22 protein-coding genes are annotated in these 25,223 nt (G+C 71.1%); 9 read left to right on the top strand and 13 right to left on the bottom strand.

Annotated elements, in window-relative coordinates:
• Positions 1–103: 103 nt before the first annotated feature.
• Positions 104–1,942, bottom strand: a complete 1,839-nt coding sequence (locus tag ACGFQ9_RS04800; RefSeq protein WP_393571207.1) for an AMP-dependent synthetase/ligase — start codon at positions 1,940–1,942, stop codon at positions 104–106.
• Positions 1,943–2,033: 91 nt separating this feature from the next.
• Here ACGFQ9_RS04800 and ACGFQ9_RS04795 point away from each other — a divergent pair, with 91 nt between their 5' ends.
• Positions 2,034–2,771: a MerR family transcriptional regulator gene (locus ACGFQ9_RS04795; RefSeq protein ID WP_393571205.1), complete on the top strand. Its 738-nt coding sequence runs from the start codon at positions 2,034–2,036 to the stop codon at positions 2,769–2,771.
• Positions 2,772–2,851: 80 nt separating this feature from the next.
• Here the strand turns inward: ACGFQ9_RS04795 and ACGFQ9_RS04790 are convergent, their stop codons facing one another.
• The gene (locus tag ACGFQ9_RS04790) at positions 2,852–3,436 is read right to left on the bottom strand and encodes a YceI family protein (protein WP_393571204.1); all 585 of its coding nucleotides are present in this window, start codon (positions 3,434–3,436) and stop codon (positions 2,852–2,854) included.
• A 34-nt stretch (positions 3,437–3,470) separates the two neighbouring features.
• The gene (locus ACGFQ9_RS04785; protein WP_393571202.1) at positions 3,471–4,376 is read right to left on the bottom strand and encodes a hypothetical protein; all 906 of its coding nucleotides are present in this window, start codon (positions 4,374–4,376) and stop codon (positions 3,471–3,473) included.
• Positions 4,377–4,685: 309 nt separating this feature from the next.
• Here ACGFQ9_RS04785 and ACGFQ9_RS04780 point away from each other — a divergent pair, with 309 nt between their 5' ends.
• Positions 4,686–4,943: a hypothetical protein gene (locus ACGFQ9_RS04780; RefSeq protein WP_393571200.1), complete on the top strand. Its 258-nt coding sequence runs from the start codon at positions 4,686–4,688 to the stop codon at positions 4,941–4,943.
• 83 nt (positions 4,944–5,026) lie between these two features.
• Here ACGFQ9_RS04780 and ACGFQ9_RS04775 read toward each other — a convergent pair whose 3' ends face one another.
• Genes ACGFQ9_RS04775 through ACGFQ9_RS04755 form a run of 5 tightly spaced genes read right to left on the bottom strand, consistent with a single transcriptional unit; the run spans position 5,027 to position 11,782 of the window.
• On the bottom strand, positions 5,027–7,195 hold the full coding sequence (locus ACGFQ9_RS04775) for a 3-hydroxyacyl-CoA dehydrogenase NAD-binding domain-containing protein (protein WP_393571198.1): 2,169 nt from the start codon (positions 7,193–7,195) through the stop codon (positions 5,027–5,029).
• 47 nt (positions 7,196–7,242) lie between these two features.
• Positions 7,243–8,457: an acetyl-CoA C-acetyltransferase gene (locus ACGFQ9_RS04770; RefSeq protein ID WP_393571196.1), complete on the bottom strand. Its 1,215-nt coding sequence runs from the start codon at positions 8,455–8,457 to the stop codon at positions 7,243–7,245.
• A 21-nt stretch (positions 8,458–8,478) separates the two neighbouring features.
• On the bottom strand, positions 8,479–9,621 hold the full coding sequence (locus tag ACGFQ9_RS04765) for an acyl-CoA dehydrogenase family protein (protein ID WP_393571195.1): 1,143 nt from the start codon (positions 9,619–9,621) through the stop codon (positions 8,479–8,481).
• A 14-nt stretch (positions 9,622–9,635) separates the two neighbouring features.
• Positions 9,636–10,661: an LLM class F420-dependent oxidoreductase gene (locus tag ACGFQ9_RS04760; protein WP_393571193.1), complete on the bottom strand. Its 1,026-nt coding sequence runs from the start codon at positions 10,659–10,661 to the stop codon at positions 9,636–9,638.
• Positions 10,661–11,782, bottom strand: coding sequence for a CaiB/BaiF CoA transferase family protein (locus ACGFQ9_RS04755; RefSeq protein WP_393571191.1), 1,122 nt, complete (start codon positions 11,780–11,782; stop codon positions 10,661–10,663). The genes ACGFQ9_RS04760 and ACGFQ9_RS04755 overlap by 1 nt, the downstream gene beginning before the upstream one ends.
• A gap of 314 nt (positions 11,783–12,096) precedes the next feature.
• Here ACGFQ9_RS04755 and ACGFQ9_RS04750 point away from each other — a divergent pair, with 314 nt between their 5' ends.
• Positions 12,097–13,344 carry an FAD-dependent monooxygenase gene (locus tag ACGFQ9_RS04750; RefSeq protein WP_393571189.1) on the top strand — a complete coding sequence of 416 codons (1,248 nt, stop codon included), beginning with the start codon at positions 12,097–12,099 and terminating at the stop codon, positions 13,342–13,344.
• On the opposite strand, the gene ACGFQ9_RS04745 is transcribed toward ACGFQ9_RS04750, so the two are convergent.
• Positions 13,338–13,733 (bottom strand): MmcQ/YjbR family DNA-binding protein, encoded by a 396-nt coding sequence (locus tag ACGFQ9_RS04745; RefSeq protein WP_393571187.1) that lies wholly within the window; start codon positions 13,731–13,733, stop codon positions 13,338–13,340. The two genes, ACGFQ9_RS04750 and ACGFQ9_RS04745, sit on opposite strands and share 7 nt — an antisense overlap.
• A 95-nt stretch (positions 13,734–13,828) precedes the next feature.
• On the opposite strand from ACGFQ9_RS04745, the gene ACGFQ9_RS04740 reads away from it, so the two are divergent.
• Positions 13,829–15,079 carry a saccharopine dehydrogenase family protein gene (locus ACGFQ9_RS04740; RefSeq protein WP_393571185.1) on the top strand — a complete coding sequence of 417 codons (1,251 nt, stop codon included), beginning with the start codon at positions 13,829–13,831 and terminating at the stop codon, positions 15,077–15,079.
• A gap of 42 nt (positions 15,080–15,121) precedes the next feature.
• On the opposite strand, the gene nfi is transcribed toward ACGFQ9_RS04740, so the two are convergent.
• Positions 15,122–15,799 carry a deoxyribonuclease V gene (gene nfi / locus ACGFQ9_RS04735; RefSeq protein WP_393571184.1) on the bottom strand — a complete coding sequence of 226 codons (678 nt, stop codon included), beginning with the start codon at positions 15,797–15,799 and terminating at the stop codon, positions 15,122–15,124.
• A gap of 26 nt (positions 15,800–15,825) precedes the next feature.
• Between nfi and ACGFQ9_RS04730 the strand changes: the two genes are divergently transcribed.
• Entirely contained in the window at positions 15,826–16,125 is a 300-nt protein-coding gene (locus tag ACGFQ9_RS04730; RefSeq protein ID WP_393571182.1) for a YciI family protein, read from the top strand.
• Positions 16,126–16,647: 522 nt separating this feature from the next.
• On the opposite strand, the gene ACGFQ9_RS04725 is transcribed toward ACGFQ9_RS04730, so the two are convergent.
• Entirely contained in the window at positions 16,648–17,760 is a 1,113-nt protein-coding gene (locus ACGFQ9_RS04725; protein WP_393571181.1) for a nitrous oxide reductase family maturation protein NosD, read from the bottom strand.
• Positions 17,761–18,069: 309 nt separating this feature from the next.
• Here ACGFQ9_RS04725 and ACGFQ9_RS04720 point away from each other — a divergent pair, with 309 nt between their 5' ends.
• Positions 18,070–18,852: a hypothetical protein gene (locus ACGFQ9_RS04720; protein ID WP_393571179.1), complete on the top strand. Its 783-nt coding sequence runs from the start codon at positions 18,070–18,072 to the stop codon at positions 18,850–18,852.
• 616 nt (positions 18,853–19,468) lie between these two features.
• On the opposite strand, the gene ACGFQ9_RS04715 is transcribed toward ACGFQ9_RS04720, so the two are convergent.
• Positions 19,469–20,518 carry a WD40/YVTN/BNR-like repeat-containing protein gene (locus ACGFQ9_RS04715; RefSeq protein WP_393571848.1) on the bottom strand — a complete coding sequence of 350 codons (1,050 nt, stop codon included), beginning with the start codon at positions 20,516–20,518 and terminating at the stop codon, positions 19,469–19,471.
• Positions 20,519–21,058: 540 nt separating this feature from the next.
• Here ACGFQ9_RS04715 and ACGFQ9_RS04710 point away from each other — a divergent pair.
• Together ACGFQ9_RS04710 and ACGFQ9_RS04705 are read left to right on the top strand one after the other, a co-directional pair.
• On the top strand, positions 21,059–21,475 hold the full coding sequence (locus tag ACGFQ9_RS04710; protein ID WP_393571177.1) for an SsgA family sporulation/cell division regulator: 417 nt from the start codon (positions 21,059–21,061) through the stop codon (positions 21,473–21,475).
• A gap of 258 nt (positions 21,476–21,733) precedes the next feature.
• Positions 21,734–23,389, top strand: coding sequence for an ABC-F family ATP-binding cassette domain-containing protein (locus tag ACGFQ9_RS04705; protein ID WP_393571176.1), 1,656 nt, complete (start codon positions 21,734–21,736; stop codon positions 23,387–23,389).
• Positions 23,390–23,469: 80 nt separating this feature from the next.
• On the opposite strand, the gene ACGFQ9_RS04700 is transcribed toward ACGFQ9_RS04705, so the two are convergent.
• Entirely contained in the window at positions 23,470–23,706 is a 237-nt protein-coding gene (locus ACGFQ9_RS04700; RefSeq protein WP_393571174.1) for a hypothetical protein, read from the bottom strand.
• A gap of 475 nt (positions 23,707–24,181) precedes the next feature.
• On the opposite strand from ACGFQ9_RS04700, the gene ACGFQ9_RS04695 reads away from it, so the two are divergent.
• A complete protein-coding gene (locus tag ACGFQ9_RS04695; protein WP_393571173.1) occupies positions 24,182–25,153 on the top strand; it encodes an acyl-ACP desaturase in 972 nt (323 codons plus the stop codon).
• Positions 25,154–25,223: the final 70 nt, after the last annotated feature.

Here is a 25,223-nt window from a genome sequence, read left to right as displayed (position 1 = left end):
CGGACCTCCGGTCCGGCACCGGCTGTCGCGGTCTGCGGCAGCCGGGCCGGGACGTACCGGTGGCCAGGAGGGCGGGGCTCGCCGCCACGCCTCTGACAACGGGTCAGGACGCGGGTGCATCCTGTTCGTACATGCCGTCGATCAGGTCGGCGTGGCGGGCGCGGACCACGCGGCGGCGGAGTTTGAGGGAGGGGGTCAGTTCGCCGGTCTCCGGGCCCCATTCCTCCGTCAGGACGCGGTACTTCTTGATCTGTTCGGTGCGGTTCAGCCGGGCGTTGGCGGCTTCGACCGCGCGGGCGATCTCCTCCCGGATCCGGGGGTGGGCGGCGAGGGCGGTGAGTGAGGTGTCCTCGATGCCGTGGGCGGCCGCCCAGGCGGGGGCCAGCTCCGGGTCCAGGACGAGGAGGGCGACCAGGTAGGAGCGGCCGTCGCCGTGCACCAGGGCCTGGCCGATCAGCGGGTGCTCCTTGACGGTGTTCTCCACCAGCGCCGGCGCGACGTTCTTGCCGGTGGAGGTGATGATGAGTTCCTTCTTGCGGTCGGTCAGCCACAGGAAGCCGTCCTCGTCCAGCCGGCCGATGTCCCCGGTGGGGAACCACCCCTCGGCGTCGCCCGCGCTCGCCACCGAACCGTCCGGCTGCAGGTAGCCGTCGAACACGGTGGCGCCCCGGGTGAAGATCTCCCCGTCCTCGGCGATCCGCAGCTCCAGGCCTTCGATGGGGCGGCCCACCGAGCCGAGCCGGAACGCGTCCGGGCTGTTCACGGTACAGACGCCGGAGGTCTCGGTGAGGCCCCACGCGTCCATGATGGTGATGCCCCAGCCCGCCCAGAAGCGGGTCACGTCGATCGGCATCGGAGCGGTGGCGCTGGCCGTCCAGACCAGCCGGTCGAGCCCGGCCAGGGCCAGCAGCGGGTCGAGTACGCGCTCCTTGGCGCGGGCGTACGCGGCGGCCGTCGCCTCCGGGACCTCCTCGCCGCGCTCGTGGTGCGCGGCCCGGGCGCGGGCCAGGTCGTTCGCGGCCTCGATGGCGCTGCGCTGGTCCTCGGGGAGCTTGGCCAGGACGGCCCGTACCGACGCGGCGAGCTTCTCCCAGACCCTGGGCACGCCGAAGAACTGGACGGGGCGCAGCTCGCGTACGGCTCCGGCGACGGCCGTGGGGTCGGCGCACAGCCGGACGTGCGCGGCGCGCAGCAGCGGCAGGTAGATGCCGAGGATGCGTTCGGCGATGTGGGCCAGCGGCAGGTAGCTGATGTGCTCGGCGTGCTCGGGCAGTTCCGTGTTCCGGTCCAGCCGGACGGCCTGGAGCACGATGTTCCGGTGGGTGAGCCGGACTCCCTTGGGGTCGCCGGTGGTGCCGGAGGTGTAGACGACGGTGAGCGCGTCCTCGGGCCGGGACTCCTGCCAGGACTTCTCAAAGCTCTCGGAGCGGTGCAGCCGGGCACCGCTCGCGTACAGGGAGGCGTACGTGCCGTGCCCGCCGGCCTCCGCGGCCTCGGCCACGACCAGCCGCTCCAGCCGGGTGGTGGGGTCGGCCAGCAGCGGTTCCCAGCGGGCCAGTTCCCGGGTGCCCTCGACGACGGCGAAGCGGGCCCGGCTGTGCCGGGCGATGTGGGCGATCTGCTCGGGGGCGGAAGTGCCGTAGACCGTGACGGGGACGGCGCCGAGGTGGACCAGGGCCAGGTCGGTGAGCCAGTGCTCGGGCCGGTTGCCCATCATCATCAGCACGTGCTCGCCGCGCTCGACGCCGAGGGCGGCGTAGCCGGCGGCGAGGACGGCGACCCGGTGGCGGGCCTCGGACCAGGTGAGGGTCGACCACTCCCCGCCGGCGCCGGTACGCCAGGACAGGGCGGGCAGCTCGGGGTGGTCGGCGGCGTTGCGGGCGAGCAGGGCGGGCAGGGTGAGCGCGTCGGCGGGGGCGGGCAGTCGCAGGTTCGTCGTCATGGGCAGCTCCTGGCCGTTTCACATCGTTGGTGCGACAGCAATACTGTTGAACCTGAGGCGCAGATCAGAGAGCGAGAGCGAGGCACAGCCGATGAGCAGCCAGGCGCAGGAGCCCACGCCCACGCTCACGCTGACCGTGGACGAACTCGCCGCGCGAGCGGGTGTCACCGTCCGTACCGTACGGTTCTACAGCACGCGCGGGCTTTTGCCCCCTCCCGTGATCGGACCTCGTCGGGTGGGGCACTACGGCCCGGAGCACCTGTCGCGGCTGGCGCTGATCGAGGAGCTCCAGCTGCAGGGCATGACCCTGTCGGCGATCGAGCGCTACCTGGACGCCCTGCCGGACGATCTGAGCGCCCACGACCTGGCCATTCACCGGGCGCTGGTGGCGAGCTGGGCGCCCGACCCGGAGCAGGAGACCTCGCGGGCGGAACTGGAGAAGCGGGCCGGGAGGAACCTGTCGGACGCCGATGTGCGCAGGCTGACGGCGATGAACGTGATCGGCCCGTCCGGCGAGGGCTTCCGGGTGGACCCGGCGCTGCTGCGGCTGGGGGTGGCGCTGCTCGACGTGCCGATCGCGCACGAGACGATCCTGGCCGCCCGGAAGGTTCTGATGGAGCACGCCCGGGCGACGGCGCACGAGCTCACGGCGCTGTTCCGGGACGAGGTGTGGGGCCCGTTCACCGAGGGAGAGGACGACCCGGAGCGGGTGGAGTCCATGAAGGCGCTGTCCGCGCACATGCAGCCGCTCGTGGTGCAGGCCCTGGTGACCTCCTTCCAGCGGTCGCTGCGCGACGAACTGCGGGCGGCGTTCGCCGGCGAGGACTGACCTACCGCGCCTCCCGGGGACCCATCGCGTCTCCCGGGGACCCACCGCGCCTCCCGGGGACTGACCGCGTCTCCGGGGACCTACCGCGCCTCGCCCGGGGCCGTCCCGCCGGGCTCCAGGACCGCCTCGACGTCGACGACGACATCGATCTCGTCGCTGACGACCACACCGCCCCGGTCGACCACGTCGTTCCAGCTCACCCCGAAGTCATGGCGGTTGATCCGGGTCGTGGCGGTGAATCCGGCGCGGCGTCGCGGGCCGAGGTTCCGGCCGTCCTCCCACCAGGGGGTGTTCCACTGCCCCAGGTACGTGACGTCGAAGCACACCGAACGCGTCACCCCGCGGACGGTGAGGTCCCCGATGACCCGGAACTCGGTTCCGCTCATCTGCCGGACGTCCGTCCCGGTGAACGTCCACGTCGGGTGGTGCTCGACATCGAAGAAATCGGCACTGCGCAGGTGGGCGTCACGCTGGGGCTCGCCGGTGTACACATGGGTCGCGTCGACCGTCGCCTGGACGCGGGCCGTCTCCGGCGCGTCCGGATCGACCTCCAGCCGGCCGTGCATGTTCTTGAGCTGCCCCCGCACGAGGGCGACCATCATGTGCCGGGCGCGGAACTCGGCCGCACTGTGGCCGGGCTCGAAGAACCATGTGGTCATGGCCATGGCGCTTCCTCATGGTTGTGAACGTCCTGCGGGCTCACACACCGCCTTCGATGATCGACCAGCCCGAGGAGACGTCGCTCAGCGGGCCGACGTTGCGGTAGTTGCCGTTGGTGAGGGTCGAGATCCAGGCCGTGCCGTCGGTCTTGTAGAAGAACAGGCTGTCCGCCGTCCGGCCCACCGTGTTCCACACGCCCGACGTGCCGACGTCCTCGAACTGGCCGACGTCGCCGTCGGACGCCGTGGTGACCTGGTACCGGAGTTGCGTGCTGCTGGTCTTCGCGAGGCCCATGACCGAGTCCCGGGTCGCGACCAGGGTTCCCAGGAACACGTCCCCGTCCCTGTTGCCGGTGTTGGTGTAGACGCCGCCCTGGAGCGTGCCGAACCCGACGTTGCTCTCGGGGAACTCGGTCGAGCCCTTCCTGGCCGTCGTGGCCACGAGCGTGTCGCAGGAAGCGGCCATGGACGCCCAGCCGGTGCTGAAGTCGTCGTACGTGCGGACCTGTTGGTACCTGCCGCCCTTCAGCGTGCCCGTTCCTCCGTGGCCGGTGGCGGAGTTGTAGGCGAGCACCGAGTCGCCGGACGCCTCCAACTGGGTCCATCCGGTCGAGAAGTTGTCGTACGTCTGGACCCGCCGGTAGCGGCCTCCGGTGAACGTGCCGCTCTCCCCTTCCCCGGTGTTCGCGTCGTACAGCAGCAGCGAGTCGCGGCTCGCGGCGGCGTGCGTGTACCCGGCGGGGAGGCTCAGTGCACCCCTGTAGCGCCAGCGGCCGGCCGACAGCGTGCCGGTTCCCGCTTCGCCGCTGCTCTTCTTGTAGAAGAAGAGGGATGTGTTCGGGGTGGTCCGGTCGCAGAACGCCGAGGCGGACGCAGGTGTCGCCGGTGCTGTCAGCGTGACGGCCAGCGTGGCCGTGGCAAGGCCGGCCACCAGGGATTTCCTCATGATTCTCCCCGTTCTTCACACAGGAACAGGTGCTGCAGGTGATCCCCCAAGCCGTGCACGCCCGGGAAATGGACGCGTGCCAGTCCATCGTGCGCCGGGTCCGGCTGCTTCGCATCCCGGCTGTAGGTTGGCGGACATGGCAGTCATCCACAGGACCACCATGGAACCCGGCAAGCTGGAGCTCATCGCCTCATGGCTCCCGGCGCAACCCTGGTACGAGGGCGGGGCCGCGCCGGAGCCGGCCAAGGCCGGCGGCTTCCGGCTGGAGGACCCAGCGAGTCCGACACCCCCGACCCCACGGTCACCGGGGTGTCCGGGGGCCCTGGCCTCACCGACGCTCCCGGCGCGGCGCCGGCCGTGTCGCACACGGCCGGCGGGACCGCGATCGCGGTGGTGGCGGAGGGGGCGGGCGGCCCGCTGACCCTGGAGGTGACCCGCCTGCTGCGGCCCGGAGCGCCCGAGGACACGGAGGCGGGCGCGCTGGGCCACGTCACCGCGGGCTGGACGGCGCCCGACGGCACCGCGGAGCGCGGGGTGTTCGCGGTGCTGCGGGGCACCACGGCCTGAGGCCGCGGGCCCCGCCCGGTGCGGACACCCGGTGCGGACGCCCGGTGCAGACGCCCGGTGACCGCACCCGGTGAACGCGGCCGTCAGTCGGTGAAGGTCTCCCCCCGCTCGGCCTTCTCCAGCAGGAGCGCCGGCGGGGTGAACCGCTCGCCGTAGGTGGCGGCGAGGTCGCGGGCGCGGGCCACGAAGCCCGGCAGGCCGCCTTCGTAGCCGTTGATGTACTGGAGCACGCCGCCGGTCCAGGCCGGGAAGCCGATGCCCATGATGGAGCCGATGTTGGCGTCGGCGACCGAGGTGAGGACGCCCTCCTCCAGGCACCGGACGGTGTCCAGGGCCTCGGCGAAGAGCATCCGCTCCTTCATGTCCTCGAACGGGATCTCGTAGCCGGGCTTGGTGAAGTGCTCGCGCAGCCCCGGCCAGATCCGGTCCCGCTTGCCGTCCGTGTACTCGTAGAACCCCGCGCCGCCGCTGCGGCCCGGGCGCTCGAACTCGTCGACCATGCGGTCGATGACCACGTCCGCCGGGTGCTCGGTCCAGGCCCGGCCCTCCGCCTCGACGGCCTTGCGGCTCTCGTTGCGGATCTTCCGCGGGAGGGTGAGGGTCAGCTCGTCCATCAGGGAGAGCACCTTCGCCGGGTAGCCGGCCTGCCCGGCGGCCTGCTCGACGGAGGCCGGCTCGATGCCCTCACCGACCATCGCCACGCCCTCGTTGATGAACTGGCCGATGACCCGTGAGGTGAAGAAGCCGCGCGAGTCGTTGACCACGATCGGGGTCTTGGCGATCTGCCGGACCAGGTCGAAGGCGCGGGCGACGGCCTCGTCCCCGGTCCGCTCGCCCCTGATGATCTCCACCAGCGGCATCTTGTCGACCGGCGAGAAGAAGTGCAGGCCGATGAAGTCGGCGGGCCGGGAAACGCCCTCGGCGAGGCCGGTGATGGGCAGGGTCGAGGTGTTGGAGCAGAGCAGCGCGTCGGGCGCGACGACCTCCTGGATCTCCTGGAACACCCGGTGCTTGAGGGCGGTGTCCTCGAAGACGGCCTCGATGACGGCGTCGCAGCCCGCCAGGTCGGCGGCGTCCCCGGTCGGGGTGATGCGGGCCAGCAGCTCCGCCCGTTTGGCCTCGGTGGTACGGCCCCGGGCCAGCGCCTTGTCGAGCAGCTTCTCGGAGTACGCCTTGCCCTTCTGCGCGGCTTCGGCGGTGACGTCCTTGAGGACCACCTCGATGCCCGCCCTGGCACAGGAGTAGGCGATGCCCGCGCCCATCATGCCCGCGCCGAGCACGGCGACCTTGGTGACCTTGCGCCGCTCCACGCCCTGGGGGCGGCTGCGGCCGGCGTTGACGGCCTGGAGGTCGAAGAAGAACGCCTGGATCATGTTCTTCGCGGTCTGGCCGGTGACCAGCTCGGTGAAGTAGCGGGCCTCGATGGTGAGGGCGGTCTCGAAGTCGACCTGGGAGCCCTCTACGGCGCACGCGAGGATGTTGCGCGGGGCCGGGTAGGGGGCGCCGTTCAGCTGCTTCTTCAGGTTGGCCGGGAAGGCGGGCAGGTTGGCGGCGAACTTCGGGTTCGCCGGGGTGCCGCCCGGGATCCGGTAGCCGGGCACGTCCCACGGCTGCTTCGACTCGGGGTTCGCGTCGATGAAGGCGCGGGCCTTGGCGAGCATCTCCTCGGGGGTGGCCGCCAGTTCGTGGACCAGCCCGTTGTCCAGGGCGCGCTGCGGGTTGTACTGGGTGCCCTGCAGCAGCACCTTCAGCAGGGCGTCGGCGATGCCCATCAGGCGCACCGTACGGGTGACGCCGCCGCCGGCCGGGAGCAGGCCGAGGGTGACCTCGGGCAGGCCGATCTTCGAACCGGGGGCGTCCAGCGCGATCCGGTGGTGGGAGGCCAGACAGATCTCGTAACCGCCGCCGAGGGCCGAGCCGTTGATGGCGGCGACCACCGGCTTGCCGAGGGTCTCGATGCGGCGCAGCGAGGCCTTGATGGCGTTGCCGGTGTCGAAGGCGAGCTGCGCGTCCTCGGGACGGAGCCGGATCATGTCCTTGAGGTCTCCGCCAGCGAAGAAGGTCTTCTTGGCGGAGGTGAAGACGATGCCCCGGATGGAGTCCTTTTCGGCCTCGGCGCGGTCGGCGACGGCGGCGATGGAGTCCTTGAACGCCTGGTTCATGGTGTTCGCGGACTGGTTGGGGTCGTCCAGGACGAGGGTGACGACGCCGGTCTCGTCCTGCTCCCAGCGGATGGTGCTGTTGCTGCTCATGCGGGTCTTCTCCGTTGAGTGTTCGCGGGCGGGCGGGGCGGGGCCGGTCAGATGCGCTCGACGACGGTGGCGACGCCCATGCCGCCGCCGACGCAGAGGGTGGCGAGCCCGTACCGCTTGTCCTGGCGCTCCAGTTCGTCGACGAGGGTGCCCAGGATCATCGCGCCGGTCGCGCCGAGCGGGTGGCCCAGGGCGATGGCACCGCCGTTGACGTTGATCCTGTCCAGGCCGATGCCCATGTCCGCGGCGAACCGCAGCACGACGCCGGCGAACGCCTCGTTGATCTCGATCAGGTCGATGTCGTCGATGGTCAGCCCGGCCTTGGCGAGTGCCTTGCGGGTGGCCGGGGCGGGGCCGGTGAGCATGATGGTGGGCTCCGAACCGGAGACCGCGGCCGAGACGATCCGGGCGCGCGGGGTGAGTCCGTTGCGCTCGCCCGCCTCGCGGGAGCCGATCGCGACGAGCGAGGCGCCGTCGACGATGCCGGAGGAGTTCCCGGCGTGGTGCACGTGGTCGATCTTCTCGACCCAGTGGTACTTCTGCAGCGCCACCGCGTCGAAGCCGCCGAGGTCGCCGATGTCCGCGAAGGACGGCTTCAGCCTGGCGAGGGAGTCGGCGGTGGTGCCCGGGCGCATGTGCTCGTCGTGGTCGAGGACCACCAGGCCGTTGCGGTCCAGGACCGGGACGACGGACTTCGCGAACCGGCCGTCCTTCCAGGCGTTCGCGGCCCGCTCCTGGGACAGGGCGGCGTACTCGTCCACGTCGCGCCGGGTGAACCCGCCGAGAGTGGCGATCAGGTCGGCGCCGATGCCCTGCGGCACGAAGTTGACGACGTGGTTGGTCATCGGGTCGGCGAACCAGGCACCGCCGTCGGAGGCCATCGGCACCCGGGACATCGACTCGACGCCGCCGGCCAGCACCAGGTCCTCCCAGCCGGAACGGACCTTGGCCGCCGCCAGGTTGACTGCCTCCAGGCCGGAGGCACAGAAGCGGTTCTCCTGCACGCCCGCCACGGTGTCCGGCAGCCCGGCCGCGATCGCGGCGATCCGGGCGATGTCGGAGCCCTGGTCTCCGACGGGGCCGACCACGCCGAGCACGATGTCGTCGATGGCGGCCGGGTCCAGCCCGGGGTTCCGCTCGCGCAGGGCCTGGATGAGACCCACGACCAGGTCGATCGGCTTGGTGCCGTGCAGGGCGCCGTTGGCCTTGCCGCGGCCCCGCGGGGTGCGGATCGCGTCGTATACGTAAGCTTCGCTGCTCACTGTCAAGCCTTTCGGATGGGGTTAGCCGAGCAGGGAACGACCGATGATCTCCTTCATGATCTCGGTCGTCCCGCCGTAGATGGTCTGGATGCGGCCGTCGGTGAAGGCCCGCGCGACCCGGTATTCGGTCATGTAGCCGTAGCCGCCGTGGAGCTGGAGGCAGCGGTCGGCGACCCGCTTCTGCAGTTCGGTGGCCCACCACTTGGCCATCGAGGCGTGCACGTGGTCCAGTTCGCCGTTGGAGTGGTCGACGATGCACCGGTCGAGGAACGTACGGGTGACGGCGCACTCGGTGGCCATCTCCGCGATCTCGAAGCGGATGTGCTGCAGCTTGGACAGCGGCCGGCCGAACGCCTCCCGCTCCTTGACGTACTCGGTGGTGATCTCCAGCAGGTGCTCGGCCGCGGCGATCCCCGCCATCGCGATGCCCATCCGCTCCTGCGGGAGGTTGCCCATCAGGTGCAGGAAGGCCCCGTCGAGCTCGCCGAGCAGGTTCTCCTTGGGCACGCGGACGTCGTTGAAGAACAGCTCGGCGGTGTCCTGCGCCTTCTGTCCGATCTTGTCGAGGTTGCGGCCCCGCTCGAAGCCCTCCGTGCCGCGCTCGACGACCAGCAGGGACAGGCCGTGCGCGCCGCCCTCGGGGGTGGTCTTCGCGACCACGATGACCAGGTCGGCCAGGATCCCGTTGGAGATGAACGTCTTGGAGCCGTTGAGCACCCAGTGGTCGCCGCGGTCCTCGGCCGTCGTACGGATGCCCTGGAGGTCCGATCCGGCACCCGGCTCGGTCATCGCGATGGCCGTGATCGTCTCGCCGCTGCAGAAACCGGGCAGCCATCGGCGCTTCTGCTCCTCGGTGGCCAGCGAGGTCAGATAGGGGCCGATGATGTCGTTGTGCAGGCCGATGGCCAGCCCGGCGGCGCCCGCCCGGGTGAACTCCTCGGCGATCACGGCGGCGTACCGGAAGTCGGTGTTGCCGCCGCCCCCGTACTCCTCCGGCACGGCCAGGCCGAGCAGCCCCTGTCGGCCGGCCGCGAGCCAGGCCTCCCGGCTGACGATGCCGTCCTTCTCCCACTGCTCGTAGTGCGGCAGCACCTCCTTGGCGATGAAGGTGCGCACGGTGGCCCGGAACGCCTCGTGCTCGGCGTCGAAGATCTGGCGCTTCATGTGTCCCCTGCCCCTTACAACCAGTTCTTGACGGTTTCGATGGTCCGGGCCGGATCCGGCCCGACGGGGGAGACGTTGAGCATGGTGACCCCCGCCTCCCGGAACGCCTCGATGCGCTCGCGTACGTACCCCTCCGGCCCGCAGAGCGTCATCAGCTCGCAGAACTCGTCGGGGACGGCCGCCGCGGCGTCCCGCTTGCGCCCGGAGAGGTACAGCTCCTGGATGGTCCGGGCCTCCTTGCCGTAGCCGTAGGCGACGGCGAGGTCGTTGTAGAAGTTCTTGCCGACCGCGCCCATCCCGCCCACGTACAGGGCGATGTGCGGGCGGGCCAGGTCGCGCGCTGCGGCCGCGTCCTCGCCGATGGCGAGCAGGCCGCCGGCCACGGTCTGCAGCGGCCCGAGGGCGGGGTCGCGCCGGGCGGCCCCCTCGGCGAGGGCCGCACCCCAGACCTCGCGGGCCTTCTCGGGCAGGAAGAAGGTGGGCAGCCAGCCGTCGGCGATCTCGGCGGTGAGCGCGACGTTGGCCGGGCCGAGCGAGGCGATGTAGACGGGGACTGCGTCCCGGACGGGCCGGGTGAGGATCTTCAGCGGCTTGCCGTGCCGGCCGCCCTTCTCCGGCGGCAGGGGCATGTCGGTGATGCCGTGGTGGTCGATGGTCTCGCGGCGCCAGATCCGTCGGCACAGCTCGACGGTCTCGCGGGTCCGGCCGAGCGGGCGGTCGTACGGCTTGCCGTGCCAGCCCTCGATCACCTGTGGCCCGGACGCGCCGAGGCCGAGCAGGGCGCGGCCGCCGGAGAGCGCGTCGAGTCCGGCCGCGGTCTGCGCGATGAGGGCGGGCGTACGGGAGTAGACGTTGACGATCGCCGAGCCGATCTTCATCCGCTCGGTGCGGGCGGCGAGGTAGCCCATGATCGTCGGGGAGTCGAAGCCCCAGGCCTCGGCGACCCAGACGGCGTCCAGGCCGGCCGCTTCCAGGGCGGCGGCCTCGTCGGCGGCACGGCGCGGGTCGCCGGCGTAGTCGAGCAGCATGGACAGTTCCATCAGGCGTCCTTCCCGGGCTCGGCCTCGGCGCCGGTCACGGCCAGCGCCGGCACGTCCCAGTCTCGCGCGACCGCCCCGGTGTCGGCGCCGGGCAGCGCCGGGCCGCCGGTCACCGCGGCCGGGGTGGCCGAGAACCTGGGCGCCGGGGCGGGCTGCACGATCCCCGCGGCCTCGGTGAAGGTGCCCCGGGCGGCCAGGTGCGGGTGCGCGGGGGCCTCACGGAGCGAGAGCACCGGCGCCACGCAGGCGTCCGTGCCCTCGAACACCGCCGTCCACTCGTCCCGGGTACGGGTCCTGAAGCGGGCGGCGACAGCCTCCCGCAGCTCGCCCCAGCGGGCCAGGTCCTTGCGGGCCGGGGCCTGGTCGGCGATGCCGAGGAGCTCGGTGAAGGTGTCGTAGAACTGCTGCTCCAGCGCGCCGACCGCCATGTACCCGCCGTCGGAGGTCTCGTACGTCCCGTAGAAGGGGCAGCCGCCGTCGAGCAGGTTGGCCCCGCGCCGGTCCTGCCAGCCGCCGGCGGCCATCATTCCGTGGATCATGGCGGTGAGGTGCGCGGTGCCGTCGACGATGGCGGCGTCGACGACCTGGCCGGTGCCGCCGGGGGTGCGGGCGTGCTGGAGGGCCGCGAGGACGCCGACGACCAGGTAGAGCGAGCCGCCCGCGTAGTCGCCGACCAGGTTGGCGGGGACGGCCGGGGGCTCGCCCGGGTTGCCGATCATGCCGAGCGCGCCGGTGACCGCGATGTAGGCGATGTCGTGGCCGGCGCTGCGGGCGAGCGGGCCTTCCTGGCCCCAGCCGGTCATCCGCCCGTACACCAGGCGGGGGTTGCGGGCGTGGCACTCGGCCGGTCCGACACCGAGGCGCTCGGCGACGCCGGGGCGGAAGCCCTCGATCAGGATGTCGGCGCGCTCCACCAGGTCGAGCACCCGGGCCGGGCCCTCGGGGGACTTGAGGTCGAGCAGTACGGAGCGCTTGCCGCGGTTGGTGACGTCGTACGCGGGGTTGACCGCGAGTCCGCCGCCGCCGGGGCGGTCCACACGGACCACGTCGGCGCCGAGGTCGGCGAGGAGCATGGCGGCGAACGGTCCGGGGCCGATGCCTGCGAGCTCGACGACGCGCACGCCGGCGAGGGGGCCGCCGTTCGCCGTGCGGTTTCCTGCGCCGGTTCCTGTGCCGGTTCCTGCGCCGGTTCCTGTGCCGTTCCCTGTCACTGCCATCGGGCCCCCAGGTAGCCGCGTATGTGACACAACCGATGTAACACCGGTGATGCTAGGAACACGTTCCATTCAGCACAAGCCCTCGGGGCGAGTCGCACCCTCTTTGAACAACCGTATTAGACAACTGTATTGCACAACCGTACAGATCGTGGGTACGGTGTAGCCACGACATCGGGACGGGCCCGCCGGGCCGCGACCGACACCACCGAGGGGGAGACATGCGGAACCAGCCGAACCAGCGGAACCAGAAGGTCCTGATCTCCGGAGCGAGCGTCGCGGGCACCACGCTCGCGTACTGGCTCCGGCAGCACGGGTTCACCCCCGTCGTCGTCGAGAAGGCGTCCTCGGTCCGCCCCGGCGGCTACAAGATCGACATCCGGGGGGCGGCCCTGAAGGTGGCCGAGCGGATGGGCGTCCTGGACGAGATCCGGCGCAACCGCACCGACGTCCGCGACGCCGCCGTCGTCGACGCAGACGGCACCCGGGTCAAGAGCATGGACGCCGACAGCTTCGGCGGCCGGGTGCACGGGGACGCGGAGATCATGCGCGGCGACCTCACCCGCATCCTGTACGGCCTGACCGCGGACACCGTCGACTACCGCTTCGGTGACTCCATCGCCCGGCTGGAGCAGCAGACCGACGGCGTCCGGGTGACGTTCGAGAGCGGCCGCACCGAGACCTTCTCCTACGTCGTCGGCGCGGACGGCCTGCACTCCCGCACCCGCGCCCTGGCCTTCGGCCCCGAGCAGAGTTACGTCCGCGACCTCGGATACCACGTCTCGATCTTCAGCGTCCCCAACCACCTCGGGCTGGACCGCGAGGAACTGACCTACGTGGGCCCCGGACGCACCGCCCTCACCTACACCACCGCCCGGGACACCGGCGCCAAGGCCATGTTCCTGTGGTCCTCCCGCCGGGGCACGGACGCGGGAACGGGCGCAAGCGCGGGCGCGGGCGACGACCGGCCCGACCTCGCCGCACAGCAGCGCCTGCTGGCCGAGGCCTACGCCGGCGAGGGCTGGGAGGTGCCGCGCTTCCTCCAGGCCATGCCGGACGCACCCGACTTCTACTTCGACTCCCTCAGCCAGGTGCACATGGACACCTGGTCCACGGGCCGGGTGACCCTGGTCGGCGACGCCGCGTACTGCGCCTCCCCCGCCTCCGGGCAGGGCACCAGCCTCGCGATGGTCGGCGCGTACGTCCTCGCCGGCGAGCTGGCCGCCGCGGACGGCGCCGCCGACGGGCTCGCCGCGTACGAACGCGCCCTGCGCCCCTTCGCCGAGGCAAACCAGAAGCTCGGCCCGGCCAACGTCAAGCGCATGGTCATGGCGGGCCGCGTCCAGGTCCGGATCTCGATGCTGATGCTGCGCCTGCTCCAGCTCATGCCCGGCAAGGACCGCATGATGACGAAGGTCCTGGAGCCGATCCAGCGCGCTGCGAACGCGATCGACCTCAAGACCTACTGAGGCGGCGCGGCGCGCTGCTCGTCCAGCTCCTTCACATGGCGCTTGAGGGCCACCGTCCGGTAGCTCTCCTCCACCCACTCGCACAGCACCTCGGCACCGGGTGCGCCCTTCTCCCCCAGCGGCACGGTCACCCAGCCGGCCCTGCCCAGTCCGTAGCCGGTCGGCTCGGCCCCGGGAGCGGTCATCGCGTGCCCGTGCAGCGCCTCGTCCTTCAGCTTCACGGACAGGCCGGGCGGCTCGGGTCCGTCCGTGTTCCCCAGGAAGACGAAGATCTTCTTGTTGACCTTCACCACGCAGTCCTCCGGACCCCAGGGGAACTCCTCCACCGCCTCGGGCAGCCCGAGCGCAAACTCCCGGACCTTCTCCCACTTGCGCACCGCTGCCTTCATCGACGCCTCCCACTTACCGCAGGTCACACCTGCTCGCACGGACAGCCTGAGCTCACGCTAGCCTCAGCCACCGACACCAGCTGGGAGGAGCGGGGATGAACAGGCAGGACGCGCCACAACGCGCTCAGGAAGCGCCACAACGCGCCTACGACGTGGTGCTCTTCGGGGCGACCGGATTCGTGGGAGCGCTGACCGCCGAGTACCTCGCGGAGCACGCACCGGCCGGCTGCCGGTGGGCGATCGCCGGCCGCGACGCGAAGAAACTGGAACGCCTCCGCGACCGGCTCGCCGAGCGGTTCCCGGACTGCGCGAAGCTCCCGCTGCTGCGCGCGGACGCCACCGACCCGGAAGCCGTACGGGAACTGGCCTCCGCCACCCGGGTGCTGGCCACCACCGTGGGCCCGTACGTCTGGTACGGCAACGAGCTCGTCGCGGCCTGCGCCGAGGCCGGCACCGACTACGTGGACCTCACCGGCGAACCGGAGTTCGTCGACCGGACGTACGTCGCCCACGACGCGCGGGCCCGGGAGACCGGCGCCCGGATCGTGCACGCCTGCGGCTTCGACTCCATCCCTGCCGACCTGGGCGCGTACTTCACCGTCCGTCAGCTGCCGGAGGGCGTCCCGCTGACCGTCGACGGCTTCATGAGCGGCGGCGGCCTGTTCTCCGGCGGCACCCTCGCCTCGGCCCTCACCGCGCTCGGCCGCGGCCCGCAGACCGTGACCGCGGCCCGGGAACGGCGGCTGCACGAGCCCCGGCTGCTGGGCCGCCGGGCCCGGGGGCCGGTCGGCGCCCCGCGGTTCAGCCGGGAGACCGGCACCTGGGCCCTGCCGCTGCCCACCCTCGACCCGCGGATCGTCACCCGGTCGGCGGCCGCCCTGGAGTGCTACGGACCCGACTTCCGGTACCGGCACTACGCCTCGGTGGCCCACCTGCCGGTGGCCCTGGGCGGCGTGGCCGCGGTCGGCGCGGTGGCGGCGCTCGCCCAGGTGCCGCCGGCCCGGCGCTGGCTGATGGACCGCTGGGAGCCGGGCCAGGGTCCGGACGCGGAACGCCGGGCACGCAGCTGGTTCCGCGTCCGGTTCGTCGGCGCGGGCGGCGGACGCCGGGTGTTCACGGAGGTGTCGGGAGGCGACCCGGGCTACGGCGAGACCGCGAAGATGCTGGCCGAGTCGGCGCTCTGCCTCGCGTACGACGACCTGCCCGCCGTCGCCGGCCAGCTGACCACGGCGGTGGCGATGGGCGAGGCGTTGCTGGAACGGCTCCAGCGGGCGGGGATCCGGTTCCGGGTGGCGGATGCGCGGGATCTGGCGGACGTGCGGAACGCGGCGGACGTGCGGGGCTGATGCCGTTCCGCCCGGGGCGGCTGGGTGCGCGGTGCTGTGTGCTCAGCCTGCTTCCCGCAGGGCCTTCCGGCACAGGGAGTCGGCCAGGCGGGTGGTCTCGGGGATCCGGTAGCGGGGGCTGAGCGCCAGGGCGTGCGCGCAGGCGCTGTCGAGCGAGACGCGGTGTCCGACGGACACGTAGACCGGCTTGATGCCGTCCTGGGTCCGCACGGCCCGGCCCACCTCGGCGCCGTCGGGGGCGAGGAGGGGCGAGGTGCTGCCGCGCTGCTCGCCCGGCTCCTCGTAGGTGAAGGTGAAGGGGTTCTTCGCCACTCCCATGGCGGGCAGTCCGGTCACCACCCCGAGGTGGCAGGCCAGTCCGAACCGGCGCGGGTGGGCGAGTCCGTAGCCGTCACACACGACCAGGTCGGGGGTGACGGTGAGCGCGTCGAGCGCGGCGAGGACGGTGGGCAGCTCGCGGAACGCGAGCAGTCCCGGGACGTAGGGGAAGCTGACGTGCCCCACGGCCGTCGCCTCCTCCACGACGTCCAGGGTCGCGGCGTCGAGGACCACGGCGGCGGCCGCGACCAGGTCCCGCTCGTCGTCGTAGGCGACGTCCACCCCGGCGACGAGCCCCAGGCCCACGGCCGGGCCGTCCTCGTCGAATATCACCTGACTACGCAATTGGTCTTGTATCGCTCGGGCCTCGGCCTCGTCGGCGGGGGTTTTCACGCTCGTCATGATGCGACGAGAGTAGCCTGACGATCATGTTCGTAATGGAGTTGACCTACACCGCCCCCATCGAATCCGTCGAGGAGGAGATGGACGCCCACGTGATGTGGCTCGACGGCCACTACGCGGCCGGCATCTTCCTCGCCTCGGGCCGCAAGGTCCCGAGGGACGGCGGCATCATCCTGGCGGGCGGCGTCTCGCGGGCCGAGATCGAGAAGATCGCGGCGGAGGACCCCTTCGTGGTGGCGAACGTCTGCACCTACCGCATCACGGAATTCATCGCGACGAGGACGTCGTCGGACCTTTCGACGGTCAGGGACACGCCGACGGTTTGAGGGGGGGGCTGGGCTGCTGGGGTGGGGTGGGCTGGGGTGTGCCACGGCTTCGCCTGGACGGCGTCACGGGAGCGCCCGGGGGCTGCCCGTCAGTCCCAGTGTCTTTCCGTGCCGGCCGCCGGCGTCAAGGGCGCGACGTTGTCGCGTCGCCTCCGGCGATGGCCCTTCGGGCCACCCTTGACCCCGACGTCCGTCCCGGAACGACAAGGACTGTCGGGCGGCCCCCGGGGGGGATGGCATGGAGGGACCCAGGCTCCCTTGGCCGGGGCGTTGGCGGGCACGAGCGGCGGCTGCCGCTCGGCCGGCCGCCCATCCGGGCGGACGCAGGGTCGAAGTCGATCAGATCTACGCAAGCCAGCTCGGCCCACGCGCACCAGATCGCTACGCGCTTCTCCTTTCTCAGCGGATTCGGCCCGCCAGGGGCCGAACATAAGCCGCCCACGATCGCTACGCGCTCCTGTCTTTCGGCGGATGCATGCCGTCAGGAGGTGGGCAGACGGACGCCGGACGAGCCCGCATCGGCTACTCCCTGACCGTCGCGGTGGCGGTGAAGCCGCAGCACTCGAAGGTCTGTACCGGCGCGCCGGACGTTCGTCGGATCCGTACGCCCTCCAGCACTGCGTTCGTATCGGCGAAGGCCGCGACAACGGCAACCCCGTGGACGCCGCCATCGATCCGATCGTTCCGCACGGTGAACGGGCCGTCCTGGAGGGCGATTCCGACGTACGAGCTGCGCCGGATGTCGTTGCCGCCGACGTCGATCGATCCGCCCGCGAGATAGATGCCGACCTGGTTGCCGACGAGCCGGTTGTCCCGCACCACGGTGCCCGGCCCGTCGGCGACGATTCCTGCGTGCTGGAACTCGTTGAAGAAGTCCGGGCCGCAGTCCGGATCGGGCTCGCGGCATGCGTTTTCACTCACGGTGTTCCCGGTGATACGTCCCACCGCGCCGGCCACGAACTCGATGCCGTCGGTCGACAGGCTCGGGTGTCCGGTGACGGTGTTGCGTTCGACGACTGCGGTGGAACCCTCGTTGAGGACGACCACCCCGGCGCCCTGATAGCCGGTGATCTTCGTGTCGCGGATGGTCGCCGAGCCCGTGCTCGTCGGCACGTCCCCGATGAGGACGGCTGTCGCACTGTGGAAGCAGGGGGCGGCCGGGGTGTCCGTGATGTGGGCGACGGCGGCGTGGTCGAGGTCGAGACGGGCACCCCCGAGCACCCGGATGCCGGAGCCGAGCGCGCCCTCGTCACACGTTCCGGACCCCGGTCCGCTGACGGTCAGTCCTGACATCGAGGCGGACGCGCCGTTGCGGATCTCGACGATCGAGGTGTCGCCGTCGGAGCCGGTTGCCAGGGTCCGGGGGGCCAGGATCGTGGTCTTCTGCCGGCCGTAGCCGGTGATCGACACGTCCTTGTCGATCACCACCTGCTCACGGTAGACGCCGGGCCGTACGGTGATCCGCCCGCCGGGCGCGGCAGCATCGACCGCCGCCTGGATGGTCGAGTAGTCCCTCGGGACCACCAGGTCGTGCGGCCCGACGGCTGCCGCCGGGGTCGGAGCCAGCTGCCAGGCGAGTGCGGTGAGGAGGCTGATGCCCAGGTGGGCAGCCGTCCGGATGAGTGGCATTGCCATTTGCGATTCCGCTCCCGTGCGGTTCCGTGGGGCCCCCGGGGGCCAACGTACGCACGACCGCGACAGCGGAGTGTCCCGCGACACCCATCACGGGCTCCGCGTCCTCCCCACGAGCGATCGGACACCTGCAAGTGCCCCATACGAGAACAGCCGTGGCGGGAAATGGCACTGCGCCGCCAGGGTGGCACGGGGCGGGGATACCGTGCACCCATGAGGTGGCGGGGACCTACATATCGGCTGGTCGACGGGGAGAGATCCGAGGGCGAGTGGTGCCACGTGTGGCGTCGCGCGTGGGGCAGTGCGTATCTGGTGGAGGATCTGTTCGTCTTCGCGGACGGCACCATCCGGTGTGAGGGGCTCACCGACACGTCCGGCCTGAAACGCCTCCTGCTCTCCGGCCGCATCTCACCGACCGACCCGGCCCACCGCAACCTGCCGCCCGAACCGACGCGATGGCGTTCCCGCCGCGCCGCGCCACTCACGCCGGAAGGATTCCTCCTGGAGGTCATGGACCGGATAGAGGCACTCAACAACCGTCCTACCAGCACGAACCGCTGCTGGGACGCAATCCTCTGCTACCGCGACGACCCCACGGAACCCCACCGCCTCGCGCTGCGCGCGGCCTATCTGAAAGTGCCCCCACACCTCCGGATCCACGTACTCGGTGACATGGACCGCCAGGACCGCCCTCTCCGCATCCTCACCACCGACATAGGACAAGCCGTCGACGGCGACGGCCCCGTGGTCACCGCCTTCATGCACCAGCAGACCCTCGACTACTTCATCCGCGCGGAGGAACCCCGCCCCACTCCACCCGCGCCACACACCGTCGCCCTCCCCGACCTCGACGTCGCCGATCTGCTGGCAAGAGCCCAGGAGCACTCCCCCAGCACCCGACTCTCGGTACTCGCCGACCTCCTCCGCACGAGAATCGCCCGACACCCCGAACTCACCGAAGCGCTCCTCTCCACCGGCGGCTCCCCCCTCCACTACGCCCACCCCGTCTCTCCGTATTGGAAGTCCCGCCTCCCCCACCTCCTCGAACTGATCCGCTCCGAACTCAGCACGCCGGACGGAAGCACCCACCCCTGACCCGTTCCCCCTCCGCAGTCACCTCCGTCCGGAGACCGTGTCGAGACGGTTCACCAGCCGCCACCCGACGGCAGTGCGCAGCGGTCCTCTTGCGGTCCTCTCACGTCCTCCGGCCCCTGACGGCATGCATCCGCCGAAAGACAGGAGCGCGTAGCGATCGTGGGCGGCTTATGTTCGGCCCCGGACGGCCCGCATCCGCCGAGAAAGAGAAGCGCGTAGCGATCTGGTGCGCGTGGGCCGAGCTGGATTACGTAGATCTGATCGACTTCGGTCCTGCGCCCGCCCGGATGGGCGGCTGGCCGAGCGGCAGCCGCCGCTCGTGCCCGCCAACGCCACCGCCAAAGGAGCCTGGGTCCCTCCATGCCATTCCCCCGGGGGCCGCCCGACAGTCCTTGTCGTTCCGGGACGGACGTCGGGGTCAAGGGTGGCCCGAAGGGCCATCGCCGGAGGCGACGCGACAACGTCGCGCCCTTGACGCCGACGGCCGGCACGGAAAGACAATCAGGACTGACGGGCAGCCCCCGGGCACCCCCCAGACGCCGTCCAAGGGTGTCTGCCCTCCGCAGCCCCGCCCCCCAGACCAGTCAGGTTGGGGGAGAGCCCCCCAACCCCACCCTCAGCGCACCTCCAACCTCCCCACCCTCCCCAGCTCCCCCGCCGCCCAGCACGCAGCGTCCGCCAGGCGGTCGTGGTCGGCTCCCGTGCAATCCACCGTGTCGAACGAGCCTTCGTCCAGCGGGCGCCATGTCTTTCCGCCGTCCAGCGTGACGTCCGTGCCCGTCGGACCCACCGTCAGTGCGGCCGGCTGCGGGAACGGAAGCCAGGTCACGCCCGAGCGGTACGCGGCCGGCGGTGCCGTCGACGGCCGCCAGGTCCGGCCCGCGTCGGCCGTCCTCGCCGCAGCCTGTGGCGACGGTTCGCCCGTACGGTAGTCACCGCCGACCGCCAGCCCCCGTCCGCCGCGGAACGCCAGTCCGAACACCCCCTTCGCCGGGTCCCCGCCCGGCACCGCCGCGTCCTTGACCGTCCACGTGAGCCCCCGGTCACGGGAGTGCATGACGCGCGCGACCGCCCCGCCGCCCGTGGCCAGCCACACGTCCCGCGGGCCCGAGCTCACCAGGCACTGCCCGCTCGCCGCGAAGCCCGCCTCGCCCGGCAGGGCGGCGGGCATGCCGGTGTTCGGGAGGACGTCCCAGCTGCGCCCGCCGTCGCGCGTCGACAGGATGCGGAACTTGCCGTCCACCGGATCACTCATGGCCAGGCCGTGCCGTGCATCGAAGAACGTCAGGCAGTCGTAGAAGGCCCTCGGGTCAGGATTGCGGAAGGCCTCCGTCCATGTCGCGCCCCCGTCCTCCGTACGGAAGATCCGTGAGTCCTCGCCTTCGCCGATGGACAGCGCGACGGCGCGGCGCGCGTCGAACGCCTCGATGTCGCGCAACTGCAGGTCCTGAGCACCCGGCGGTGACACGTTCTGCCAGCTCCGCCCACCGTCCACCGTGCGCAGCACGGTGCCCCTGGAACCAGACACCCATGCCGTGGACCTGCTCACCGCCGCCAGTCCGCGGAAGCGGGCATCCGTTCCCGTCCCCTTCAGGGCCCACCCGACGCCCGCGCCACGCCCCCCGACGGCTAATCCGTCCGCCAGATCCTGCGCAGGGCCCTGCATGCCTCCCGGCTCGGAAGTCCGCTCGGAAGTCCGCTCGGAAGTCCGCTCGGCACTCCGCTCGGACCCCTGGCCCCTTCCCTTCGCCCCTTCCTCCGCCTGTGCTGCAGGAACGGCCAGCAGCCCCACGGTCAGCATTGCCGCGCACATGCCAACCCCAACTCCCGAAAGTCTCATGGCGCCGGAAGCTAACGCACGCCGGAGATCGCCGTCCAGGGTGCCTACGGCTCCCCACAGGCGCCCGCCCACCCTCCCCGGACACCACTTTGGGCCTGTGGAGTGATCCTTGGGCCTGTGGAGTGATCGCGAATCGGCCGTACTGCGAGGCGCCTCCCGTACCCCCTCCCCCGCCCCTCCCCCAGCACTGGCGCCCGATCCAGCCACCCCACGACTACCCAACGTAACCAAACCGGCAACATCCAGCCATTCGGTGACGCAGGTCACGCACCCCTTGCATGCACGGATCCGGTGGATCGAGCGTCTATCCGGATACCGGGCCCCACCCCACGCGCCCGGAGCCGATCCGCTGCAAGGGAGCGAGCCATGATCACTGTCATCGAGCAGGCCGTGGAGGCCCGTCTGGTCGCCACCGCGCCGAAGGTCGAGACCGTTCCCGTCACTCTCCGCTACGACCGGTCGGACCCGTTCGCTCTCCGCATGTCCTTCCCCGCCCCCGCGACCCTTGAGGGCATCGAGGTGTCCTGGACCTTCGCGCGCGACCTGCTGACCGCAGGCCTGGACCGCGCTGCCGGCCATGGCGACGTGCGCGTACGGCCGTACGGAGGCGGTCGGACGGTGGTGGAGTTCCACGCCCCCGAAGGCGTGGCGATCGTGCTGATGGACACCGCCGAGCTGCGACGTTTCCTCGACCGCTCGTGCACGGTGGTCCCTCCGGGCATGGAGCACCTCTACCTGGACATGGACCACAGCCTGGCCGAACTGATGCGAGGCTCCTGCTGACCCAGCCCGACCAGCCCAGCTCGACCCAACAAGCCCAGCCCAGCCCAACCAGCTCAGCTCAGCCCAACCCACCCGCCCGCCCCCTCCTCCCCATAAACCGTTTGCGGGCGGCCACAAGCCGCCCGTACTTTCGAAGGAGCCCATCACCCCCGCCTTCGACAGGAGTAGGACGTTGCTCTTCTGAGGTTCGAGACACCACCCTCCACCACCGGTGTCTCCCCACGTTGCAGTTCACCCTTCACGCAACTGGAGACCTCCATGAGTCACGCCCAAACCTTTGTCACCTGCTCCTCCCTCTCCTTCGAGTGGCCCGACGGGACTTCCGTCTTCGACGGTCTCGACCTCACGGTCGGCCCCGGCCGCACCGGTCTGATCGGGCTCAACGGGTGCGGCAAATCCACCCTCCTGAAGCTCATCGCCGGTGAACTCCGCCCGATCGACGGCCGGACCGCCGTCGCCGGCACGATCGGCTACCTCCCCCAGGGCATCGCCCTCGACGCCTCCACCGCCCTCCGCGTGGACGAGGTGCTCGGCATCGCCGACACCCGGTCCGCCCTGCACGCCATCGAGGCCGGCGAGGCCACCGAGGCGAACTTCGCCGCGGTCGGCGACGACTGGGACGTCGAGGAGCGTGCGCACGCCGCGCTCGACCGGCTCGGCCTGGGCCGGATCGGCCTGGACCGCATCGTCGGGGACCTCTCCGGGGGCGAATCCGTACTGCTCCGCATGGCTGCGCTGCTGCTCGCACGGCCGGACGTACTCCTGCTCGACGAGCCCACCAACAACCTGGACCTGAGCGCCCGGCAGCGGCTCTACGAGGCGGTGGACTCCTGGTCCGGGGTGATGGTCGTGGTCAGCCACGACCGTGAGCTGCTGGAACGGGTCGACCAGATCGCCGAGCTGCGCGAGGGTGAAGTCCGCTGGTACGGCGGCAACTTCACGGCCTACGAGGAGTTCGTCGCGACCGAGCAGGCGGCAGCCGAGCGGATGGTCCGCGTCGCCGAGGCCGACGTACAGCGGCAGAAGCGCGAACTGGCGGAATCCCACATGAAGTCGGCCCGCCGCCAGCGCTACGGCAAGAAGATGGAGGAGAACGGCCGCGTCCCTCCGATCGTCGCGGGCGCCCGCAAGCGGTCCGCCCAGGAGTCGGCCGGAAAGCACCGCACCCTGCACACGGAACGGCTGGCCGAGGCCCGGGAGCGGCTGGACCTGGCGGTCGAGGCGGTACGGGACGACGACGCGATCCGGATCGAGCTGCCGGCCACGGCAGTGCCGACAGGCCGGCGGGTGCTCACCCTGAGCAAGCTGGAACTCGCGCACGCGGGCGGCGTACGGGCCGTCCCGGGCGAGCTGGACCTGCGCGGACCGGAGCGGATCGCCCTGGTCGGACGGAACGGATCGGGCAAGACCACCCTGCTCCGGACGATCGCCGGGCTCCTCGAACCGGTGTCGGGCGAGGCGGTGACGCACGTCCCGGCACGGTTCCTGCCACAGCGGCTGGACCTGCTGGACGACGGGCTGTCGGTGGTGGACAACGTGAGGCGGTTCGCCCCCGAAGCCACCAACAACCGGATCCGCGCACGCCTGGCGCACTTCCTGTTCCGGGGCGCCCGGGCGGACCAGCCGGCGGCCACCCTCTCGGGCGGCGAGCGGTTCCGGGCGACGCTGGCGGCGCTGCTGCTGGCGGACCCCGCACCCCAGCTGCTGATGCTGGACGAGCCGACGAACAATCTGGATCTGTCGAGCGTACGGCAGTTGACGGACGCGCTGGAGTCCTACGAAGGGGCGCTCGTAGTGGCCAGCCATGACGTGCCGTTCCTTGAGTCGATCGGCATCACTCGATGGCTGCTGCTCGACGGCGGGCTCCGGCCGACGACGGCGGAGGACGTACGGGCATCACTGTGGGAGGACTGAACCCGGCCGGCCGGCAACACACCTGCCCAGGCGGCAACACACCTGAACAGCCAGCCGCCATCACACCTGAACCAACGGCGTTACACCTGCCCCTGACCGGGCAGTAGGACCCAGGACTTGGTCCCACGCATCGGGGTGAGCACCGAGGTCAGTCCCCAGTCACCCCCGCCCGCCTCGGCGGCTGCGGCCGGCAGCCACATCGCACGGCTGCGCCGCTGTCGGCACTCCTCGCTCCGCTCGGGCGAGGAGTGCGCGGGGTGCTGGACGTAGAGCACGATCCGCAGCGCGTCGAAACGCCGGCGGATCTTCAGCAGCATCTCCTTCTCCGGCGAGGGCCGCGGGGTCGCGCAGGTGGGACCAGTCCTTCACGTATGCGGTGGCCGCGATCCGCCGGCTGGACACGTCACACGGCTCGATGCTGCTGGACTCGGACATGAAGCCGAGGCGCTTCGCGCGCTGATCTTCGCGGTGAAGGCCGGCGAGGCGGACCACCTACTGTCATGACCGCCGGGTGACCCCCCGGTGACCCTACGACAACCTCAGGATGACCACATACGACAACCTCAGGATGACCACATACGGCTACCAACGGGTGACCGCCGGGTACGAACGGTGGACGGGTCGGGCGCGTCTCATTTTCCCCCGTCCAAATGCCCTCTCACCTGCATACATAACTGAACGTAAAGGGGCATAGTGGCGGGCCGGACTTGGCCGCCCTTGACGCCATGCTTAACCTACGGGTTCGTAGGCTACGGAACCGTAGGTAATTCGCTTGTCCCCCCAGGAGCACCCGTGACGATCACCTCTCCCCACCTCGGCAGCTCGGAGGCGTGGACCGACGCGAAGCTCCTGTACGCGCTCGAAGAGGTCGTGGAGAAGGAACTCAACCGCCACCTGAAGATCACCAAGGACTGGATGCCGCACGAGTACGTGCCGTGGGGCGACGGCCGTAACTTCCCCGGATTCTTCGAGGACGGCGAGGCCTGGGACCCGAGCCAGTCCAAGGTGACCGAGATCGGCAAGATCGCCCTGGTGGTGAACCTCCTCACCGAGGACAACCTGCCCAGCTACCACCACGAGATCGCCACGCTCTTCGGCCGCGAAGGCGCCTGGGGCACCTGGGTGCACCGCTGGACCGCCGAGGAGGGCCGCCACGGCATCGTGATGCGCGACTACCTGCTCGCCTCCCGCGCCGTGGACCCGGACAAGCTGGAAGCGTTCCGGATGCAGCACATGTCGGAGGGCTTCGAGTCCGACAACCGGCACTCGATGCTGCACTCGATCGCGTACGTGGCCTTCCAGGAGCTCGCCACCCGCATCTCGCACCGGAACACCGGCCACCAGTCCGGCGACCCGGTCTGTGACCGGATGCTGGCGCGCATCGCGGCCGACGAGAACCTGCACATGATCTTCTACCGGAACCTGCTCGGTGCGGCCTTCGAGATCGCGCCGGACCTGACGATGCAGGCCGTCCGGGACGTGGTGGTCAACTTCCGGATGCCCGGACACGGCATGCCCGGCTTCGAGCGGATGGCCGCGCAGATGGCTATCGGCGGCGTCTACAACCTGCGCATCCACCACGACGACGTGCTCGCTCCGGTGCTCCGCTTCCTCAAGGTCATGGAGATCGCCGACCTCGGCCCGGAGGGCCAGCAGGCTCAGGACGAGCTCGGGCTGTACATGGACGGCCTGGACGCCGAGGCGAAGAAGTTCGACGAGAAGCTGGCGGCGCGCATGGCCCGGCTGGCGGCGCGCAAGGGCTGACAGCGGCTTTGACCTGGCCGAATCCCCGTCCCCCTTGGGGGTGACGGGGATTCCCGCGTCGGCCCGCGGC

This window comes from Streptomyces sp. NPDC048603, assembly GCF_043199475.1.
GTDB lineage: Bacteria > Actinomycetota > Actinomycetes > Streptomycetales > Streptomycetaceae > Streptomyces.
The sequence above is the reverse complement of the archived record's forward strand: the minus strand, read 5'-3'. Positions and strand labels throughout refer to the sequence as shown.

Coding starts and splice junctions, on each gene's coding strand:
- ACGFQ9_RS04800 (WP_393571207.1), bottom strand. CDS start 1,942: ATGACGACGAACCTGCGACTGCCCGCCCCCGCCGACGCGCTCACCCTG.
- ACGFQ9_RS04795 (WP_393571205.1), top strand. CDS start 2,034: ATGAGCAGCCAGGCGCAGGAGCCCACGCCCACGCTCACGCTGACCGTG.
- ACGFQ9_RS04790 (WP_393571204.1), bottom strand. CDS start 3,436: ATGGCCATGACCACATGGTTCTTCGAGCCCGGCCACAGTGCGGCCGAG.
- ACGFQ9_RS04785 (WP_393571202.1), bottom strand. CDS start 4,376: ATGAGGAAATCCCTGGTGGCCGGCCTTGCCACGGCCACGCTGGCCGTC.
- ACGFQ9_RS04775 (WP_393571198.1), bottom strand. CDS start 7,195: ATGAGCAGCAACAGCACCATCCGCTGGGAGCAGGACGAGACCGGCGTC.
- ACGFQ9_RS04765 (WP_393571195.1), bottom strand. CDS start 9,621: ATGAAGCGCCAGATCTTCGACGCCGAGCACGAGGCGTTCCGGGCCACC.
- ACGFQ9_RS04760 (WP_393571193.1), bottom strand. CDS start 10,661: ATGGAACTGTCCATGCTGCTCGACTACGCCGGCGACCCGCGCCGTGCC.
- ACGFQ9_RS04750 (WP_393571189.1), top strand. CDS start 12,097: ATGCGGAACCAGCCGAACCAGCGGAACCAGAAGGTCCTGATCTCCGGA.
- ACGFQ9_RS04745 (WP_393571187.1), bottom strand. CDS start 13,733: ATGAAGGCAGCGGTGCGCAAGTGGGAGAAGGTCCGGGAGTTTGCGCTC.
- ACGFQ9_RS04740 (WP_393571185.1), top strand. CDS start 13,829: ATGAACAGGCAGGACGCGCCACAACGCGCTCAGGAAGCGCCACAACGC.
- nfi (WP_393571184.1), bottom strand. CDS start 15,799: ATGACGAGCGTGAAAACCCCCGCCGACGAGGCCGAGGCCCGAGCGATA.
- ACGFQ9_RS04730 (WP_393571182.1), top strand. CDS start 15,826: ATGTTCGTAATGGAGTTGACCTACACCGCCCCCATCGAATCCGTCGAG.
- ACGFQ9_RS04725 (WP_393571181.1), bottom strand. CDS start 17,760: ATGGCAATGCCACTCATCCGGACGGCTGCCCACCTGGGCATCAGCCTC.
- ACGFQ9_RS04715 (WP_393571848.1), bottom strand. CDS start 20,518: ATGCAGGGCCCTGCGCAGGATCTGGCGGACGGATTAGCCGTCGGGGGG.
- ACGFQ9_RS04710 (WP_393571177.1), top strand. CDS start 21,059: ATGATCACTGTCATCGAGCAGGCCGTGGAGGCCCGTCTGGTCGCCACC.
- ACGFQ9_RS04705 (WP_393571176.1), top strand. CDS start 21,734: ATGAGTCACGCCCAAACCTTTGTCACCTGCTCCTCCCTCTCCTTCGAG.
- ACGFQ9_RS04700 (WP_393571174.1), bottom strand. CDS start 23,706: ATGCTGCTGAAGATCCGCCGGCGTTTCGACGCGCTGCGGATCGTGCTC.